Below are 5,644 nucleotides of genomic sequence, written 5' to 3'. Positions count from 1 at the left end.
GTGCGGGGGGCCGGGGAGGCGGCCGGGGGGGCGAGGATCGGCGCGGCCGCCCCCGGCGGGGTGACGCTCGCCATGTTCTGTGGCCCCCCCCGGGGGGGCGGGCCGCGGTCCGGCCGGCGCGCCCCCACCCCGGACACCGCCGTCCGTGCCCCCGAGGAGGCGAGCCCTTTTGAGTACGGGATCCGGAGCAGACTCCGCCCCCGCACCAGCCACCCACGACTCCCCGCCCACCCCTGACGGTCCCACCGCACCGTCCCGCACCTCCGGTTCCCGGACCCCCTCGGCCCCGGCCCCCTCGGCCGCGGCGGACTCCCCGTCTCCCGCACCGGCCCCCGCGCGCTCCGCGCCCCCGGCGCCCTCGTCGTCCTCGTCGTCCTCGATGTTCAGTTCCCTGAAGATCCGGAACTACCGGCTGTTCTTCCTGGGACAGGTCGTCTCCAACACCGGCACCTGGATGCAGCGCATCGCCCAGGACTGGCTGGTGCTGAGCCTCACCGGCTCCTCCGCCGCGGTCGGTATCACCACCGCGCTGCAGTTCCTGCCGATGCTGCTCTTCGGGCTGTACGGCGGTGTGCTGGTCGACCGCCTCCCCAAGCGCCCCACCCTGCTGGCCACCCAGACGGCCATGGGCGTCACCGGGCTCGTGCTCGCCTTCCTGACCCTCTCCGGCCACGTCCAGGTCTGGCACGTCTACCTGGCGGCCTTCGCCGTCGGCCTCGCCACGGTCGTCGACAACCCGGCCCGTCAGTCCTTCGTCTCCGAGATGGTCGGACCCGGCCAGCTGCAGAACGCGGTCAGCCTCAACTCCGCCAACTTCCAGTCCGCCCGCCTCGTCGGCCCCGCCGTCGCGGGCGTGCTGATCACCGGTGTGGGCACCGGCTGGGCGTTCCTCTTCAACGGACTGTCCTTCGTGGCCCCCATCGCCGGTCTGCTGCTGATGCGCGCCCGCGACCTGCACGTGGTCGAGCGGGCGCCGCGCGGCAAGGGCCAGCTCCGCGAAGGACTCCGCTATGTCGCCGGCCGCCCCGACCTGGTCTGGCCGATCGTCCTCGTCGGTTTCATCGGCACCTTCGGCTTCAACTTCCCGGTCTGGCTCTCCGCCTACGCGGACGACGTGTTCGACGCCGGTGCCGGGGCGTACAGCCTCTTCAACACGCTGATGGCGGTCGGTTCGGTGGCCGGCGCGCTGCTCGCCGCCCGCCGCGGCACGGCCCGGCTGCGCGTGCTGATCGCGGCGGCGCTGGCCTTCGGCCTGCTGGAGGCGGTGGCGGCCGTGGTGCCGTCGCTGTGGCTCTTCGCGCTGCTCATGGTCCCGATCGGGGTCTTCGGTCTGACGGTCAACGTCACGGCGAACACCACGGTCCAGATGGCCACCGACCCCGTCATGCGCGGCCGTGTCATGGCGCTGTTCATGATGGTCTTCGTGGGCGGTACGCCGCTGGGGGCGCCGCTGGTCGGCTGGGTCACCGACGCCTACGGTCCGCGCATCGGCTTCGCTCTCGGCGGTCTGGTCTCGGCCGCCGCCGCGACGGCCGTCGGCCTGGTCCTGGCCCGCGTGGGCGGGCTGCGCCTGTCGGTCGGCTGGCACCGCGGCCATCCACGGGTGCGCTTCGTCCCCAAGGAGAGGCTGGCGACCGCGGCCTGACCGGGGACCGTGGCCCGCGTGCCTGGGAGAGTGGCGTCATGAGACTCTTCGCGGCCGTGCTGCCACCCGAGGAAGCGGTGCGTGAACTCGGCGTGGCGGTGGACGGGTTGCACCGGCTGCCGGGCGCGGACGGCCTGAGGTGGACGGGCCGCCCGGGGTGGCACTTCACCCTCGCCTTCTACGGCGAGGTCGAGGAGGAGCTCACCGCTCCCCTCGCGGACCGGCTGTCCCGGGCCGCCCGGCGTACGCCTCCCGTCCCGCTCGCCCTCACGGGCGGCGGCCACTTCGGTGGCCGGGCCCTGTGGGCCGGGGTGTCGGGAGACGTCACCACCCTGCGCCTGCTCGCCGACCGAGCGGAGGCGGCGGCCCGCCGGGCGGGCGTCCCGATGGAGGAGCACCGCCGCTACCGCCCGCATCTGACGGTGGCCCGCAGCAGGCAGGCCGCGGACTTCACGGCGTACGTCACCGCCCTGGACGACTTCGCCGGGCGCCCCTGGACGGCGGGCGAGCTGTGCCTCGTCCGCAGCAACCTGCCGAGGTCGGGGGTCCCGGGGGAGCAGCCGCGCTACGAGACGGTGGCACGGTGGGCGCTCGCGGGGGCGGGCGGCTGAAGAGGGCCGGGAGCCGCCGGTTAACCTCAATGGCGTGAATCCCAAGACCCGAAATCAAATCATGGCCGGTGTGCTCGTGCTGATGTTCGTCGTGGTGGCGCTGGCGGCGGCGGTCAAGTAGCGGCGGTCCGCCCGCGCCCGGCGCGCTCCGCCGCGGAGCCGCCGGGAGAGCCGCGGAGCCGCGGGAAGAGCCGTGGAGCCGCGGGAAGAGCCGCGAGCCCCCGGGAGCGCCGCGGACGGCCCGGAGCCGCCGGGTGGCGCGGGAACCGTGAGCCCCGGTCCGGTGGGACCGTTCGCGTGGTTCCCGCACCCCTGACGGCTTCCTGGACGCCCTGCGGGGGCGTGCTACCAGGCGAAGGCCTCCGGCGAGGGGCCGGGGCCCGGGAAGATCTCGTCCAGCGCGGAGAGCAACTCCTGCGACAGCTCCAGCTCGACGGCGCGCAGGGCGGAGTCGAGCTGCTGCGCGGTGCGCGGGCCGACGATGGGACCGGTGACGCCGGGCCGGGTCAGCAGCCAGGCCAGTGCCGCCTCGCCGGGCTCGATCCCGTGCTTGTCGAGCAGGTCCTCGTACGACTGGATCTGCGCGCGGATGGCGGTGTCGGCCAGCGACTCGGCGGCCCGTCCGCCCGCCCTGCGGCCGCCCGCCGCCTCCTTCCGGATGACCCCGCCGAGCAGTCCGCCGTGCAGCGGGGACCACGGGATGACCCCGAGCCCGTACTCCTGCGCGGCCGGGATGACCTCCATCTCGGCGCGTCGCTCGGCCAGGTTGTAGAGGCACTGCTCGCTGACGAGGCCGATGGTGCCGCCGCGGCGGGCGGCGATCTCGTTGGCCTGGGCGATCTTGTAGCCGGGGAAGTTGCTGGAGCCGGCGTAGAGGATCTTGCCCTGCTGGACCAGGACGTCGATCGCCTGCCAGATCTCCTCGAAGGGGGTGCTGCGGTCCACGTGGTGGAACTGGTAGACGTCGATGTAGTCGGTCTGGAGCCGCTTGAGGCTGGCGTCGACCGCCCGCCGGATGTTGACCGCGGAGAGCTTGTCGTGGTTGGGCCAGGCGTCGCCCTCGGCGGCCATGTTGCCGTACACCTTGGTGGCGAGCACGACCTTGTCGCGCCGCTCGCCGCCCTGGGCGAACCAGTTCCCGATGATCTCTTCGGTACGGCCCTTGTTCTCGCCCCAGCCGTACACGTTCGCCGTGTCGAAGTAGTTGATCCCTGAGGCCAGTGCCGCGTCCATGATCGCGTGACTGTCGGCCTCGTCGGTCTGCGGACCGAAGTTCATGGTGCCGAGGACGAGCCGGCTGACCTTGAGTCCCGTGCGTCCGAGCTGCGTGTACTTCATGACTCCCCACCCAACGGCGTGGAGTGCGCTCTAGGCAAGAGTGGAACGCCGGGACAGCACCGAGTGCCACGCCCTGCTCCCGGGGCGCCGGGATCCGGTCAGGCGCTCTCGGCCGCGTAGGGCTCCCCGAGGTCCCACGCCTGGTGCATCGCGTTGGCGAAGGCCTCCGCGATCCGGTGTTCGCCGCTCTCGTTCGGGTGGGTGCCGTCGTAGGTGTCGAGGTGGATGTCGTACCCGGGGGGCGGGGAGACGAGCAGCAGGGGGGAGCGGGGCTCGTCGAGGTCGGCGACCGCCTTCGCGAGGAGGTCGTTGAAGGAGGCCACCGCGGCGGCGAAGGGCTCGTCGGACCGCGCGCGGACGTTCGGTGTCACCGGCAGGACGGCCATCCGGATCCGCGGGTTCGCCGCGCGGGCCTCGGCGACGAAGGCGCGGACGTTCCCGGCGGTCTGCTCCGCGTTCGTGTAGAAGCCCAGGTCGATCAGGCCGAGGGCGACCAGGAGCACGTCGGCGCGGTGCGCGCGGACCGCGTCCTGGACCAGCGGGACCATGTGGATCCAGCCCTCGCCCCAGCCGGCCAGGTGGGCCCGCGGGAAGTCCGGCCGCGCGTACTCGTACGAGTCGGGGGATTCCGTCGCCTTGTCGTACAGCGTCTCGCGCGGGCCGACGATCCCGAACGGGCCTCCGTGCGTCGCGCGCAGGTGCTGCCACAGCCGGTAACGCCACGTGTGTTCCCCCGCGCTCCCGATCGTCTGGGAGTCGCCGACGGGCATGAACCTGAGCATCCGCTCATCATGGACGATCGGTACGGGGGGCATCGCCGCCAGGGGTGTGAGGCTGGACACGCCCCGCGGGCGCGGTGCGGGGCCGGCCGCGGGCGGAGATCGAACTGAAAGTCCGTTCGAGATGGCAGGCTTGGGCCATGCGCCGATCGCCCTCGTACCTTGCCGCAGCCGCCGCCCGGGTGGCCGCCGGAGCCGCCCTCGTCGTCGCGCTGTCGGCGCCGGCCGTCGCCGACAGCGGGGACGGCGGATTCACGATCAAGGACCCCCGGATCACCGAGTCCAGCGGGCTCGCGGCCTCGCGTCAGCACCCCGGCATCTACTGGACGCACAACGACAGCGACGACGGCCCGTACCTCTACGCCGTCGACAGCAGGACCGGCGAGACCGTCGCCACCGTCACGATGAGCGGGGTCGGCGCCCCCCGCGACGTCGAGGCCATCTCCCTGGGCCCGGACGGCGATCTCTACGTCGGTGACATCGGCGACAACCTGGGCGGCACCTGGAACCACGTCTGGATCTACAAGCTGCCCGAGCCGAAGGTGCTCAAGGACCAGACGATCCGGGCCACCCAGTACGTCGTGAAGTACGCGGACGGGCCCCGCAACGCGGAGGCGCTGATGGTGCATCCGAAGACCGGGCGGGTCTACATCGCCGACAAGAACGAGGACGGCGGCCATCTGTACGCGGGACCCGCACAGCTCTCCTCCTCCGGCACGAACGTGTTCCGCCGGGTCGCCACCATCGACCTCTGGGTCACCGACGGAGCCTTCTCGCCCGACGGTGAACAGCTGGCACTGCGCGGGTACTTCGGGGGGATCGTGTACTCCTGGAAGGACGGGAAGCCCGAGCGGCAGGGGCGGCTGAACGTTCCTCTGCAGGGGCAGGGCGAGTCCGTCACGTACACGCCCGACGGGTCCCGGCTGATGTACGGGAGCGAGGGCAAGGACAGCCCGGTGCAGCCCGGTTCGGTTCCCGGCGGCGGCTCCGGCTCCAAGTCGCCCTCGGAGAGCGGCGGATCGGCGTCGGCGGGCGACGACGGGGGCGGAGGCCTGGGCACCGGCGCCAAGGGGGCGCTGGCGGTCGGCGCCGTGCTGGTGGTGGTGTTCGGGGTGAGGCGGCTGCTGCGCAGGTCCTAGCGGAAAGGGGGGGGCCGGGGGGGGGGGGCGGCCCCCCCCCCGCCCGCCCGGGGGGGCGCTTATTTTAGAACTGTGGGGTGTGGGAGGTCTCGAGCGCGAGCGAGCGCGCGCGCGGTGAGCCGCGCGCGCCCC

The 5,644-nt window shown here is 73.0% G+C and carries 5 protein-coding genes; 3 read left to right on the top strand and 2 right to left on the bottom strand.

The genetic code is table 11. The annotated features are described in order from the left end of the window. Nucleotides 1-379 precede the first annotated feature (379 nt). On the top strand, nt 380-1,645 hold the full coding sequence (locus ACFV2J_RS21820) for an MFS transporter (RefSeq protein ID WP_385440088.1): 1,266 nt from the start codon (nt 380-382) through the stop codon (nt 1,643-1,645). A gap of 38 nt (nt 1,646-1,683) precedes the next feature. Further along, nucleotides 1,684-2,256 (top strand): RNA 2',3'-cyclic phosphodiesterase, encoded by a 573-nt coding sequence (thpR, locus tag ACFV2J_RS21815; protein WP_385091353.1) that lies wholly within the window; start codon nt 1,684-1,686, stop codon nt 2,254-2,256. Nucleotides 2,257-2,601: 345 nt separating this feature from the next. Here the strand turns inward: thpR and ACFV2J_RS21810 are convergent, their stop codons facing one another. Together ACFV2J_RS21810 and ACFV2J_RS21805 are read right to left on the bottom strand one after the other, a co-directional pair. Then, nucleotides 2,602-3,594: an aldo/keto reductase gene (locus ACFV2J_RS21810; protein WP_385091356.1), complete on the bottom strand. Its 993-nt coding sequence runs from the start codon at nt 3,592-3,594 to the stop codon at nt 2,602-2,604. A gap of 98 nt (nt 3,595-3,692) precedes the next feature. Next, on the bottom strand, nt 3,693-4,376 hold the full coding sequence (locus ACFV2J_RS21805; protein ID WP_385091359.1) for an SGNH/GDSL hydrolase family protein: 684 nt from the start codon (nt 4,374-4,376) through the stop codon (nt 3,693-3,695). A 137-nt stretch (nt 4,377-4,513) separates the two neighbouring features. Between ACFV2J_RS21805 and ACFV2J_RS21800 the strand changes: the two genes are divergently transcribed. Then, the gene (locus tag ACFV2J_RS21800) at nt 4,514-5,512 is read left to right on the top strand and encodes a WD40 repeat domain-containing protein (protein ID WP_385440084.1); all 999 of its coding nucleotides are present in this window, start codon (nt 4,514-4,516) and stop codon (nt 5,510-5,512) included. Nucleotides 5,513-5,644: the final 132 nt, after the last annotated feature.

The organism is Streptomyces sp. NPDC059668, assembly GCF_042734135.1.
Lineage (GTDB): Bacteria > Actinomycetota > Actinomycetes > Streptomycetales > Streptomycetaceae > Streptomyces.
This window is presented reverse-complemented; position numbering and strand designations above follow the sequence as displayed.

Excerpts from the sequence above, each read along its gene's own strand:
- ACFV2J_RS21820 (WP_385440088.1), top strand. The coding sequence starts at position 380 with ATGTTCAGTTCCCTGAAGATCCGGAACTACCGGCTGTTCTTCCTGGGA.
- thpR (WP_385091353.1), top strand. The coding sequence starts at position 1,684 with ATGAGACTCTTCGCGGCCGTGCTGCCACCCGAGGAAGCGGTGCGTGAA.
- ACFV2J_RS21810 (WP_385091356.1), bottom strand. The coding sequence starts at position 3,594 with ATGAAGTACACGCAGCTCGGACGCACGGGACTCAAGGTCAGCCGGCTC.
- ACFV2J_RS21805 (WP_385091359.1), bottom strand. The coding sequence starts at position 4,376 with ATGCTCAGGTTCATGCCCGTCGGCGACTCCCAGACGATCGGGAGCGCG.
- ACFV2J_RS21800 (WP_385440084.1), top strand. The coding sequence starts at position 4,514 with ATGCGCCGATCGCCCTCGTACCTTGCCGCAGCCGCCGCCCGGGTGGCC.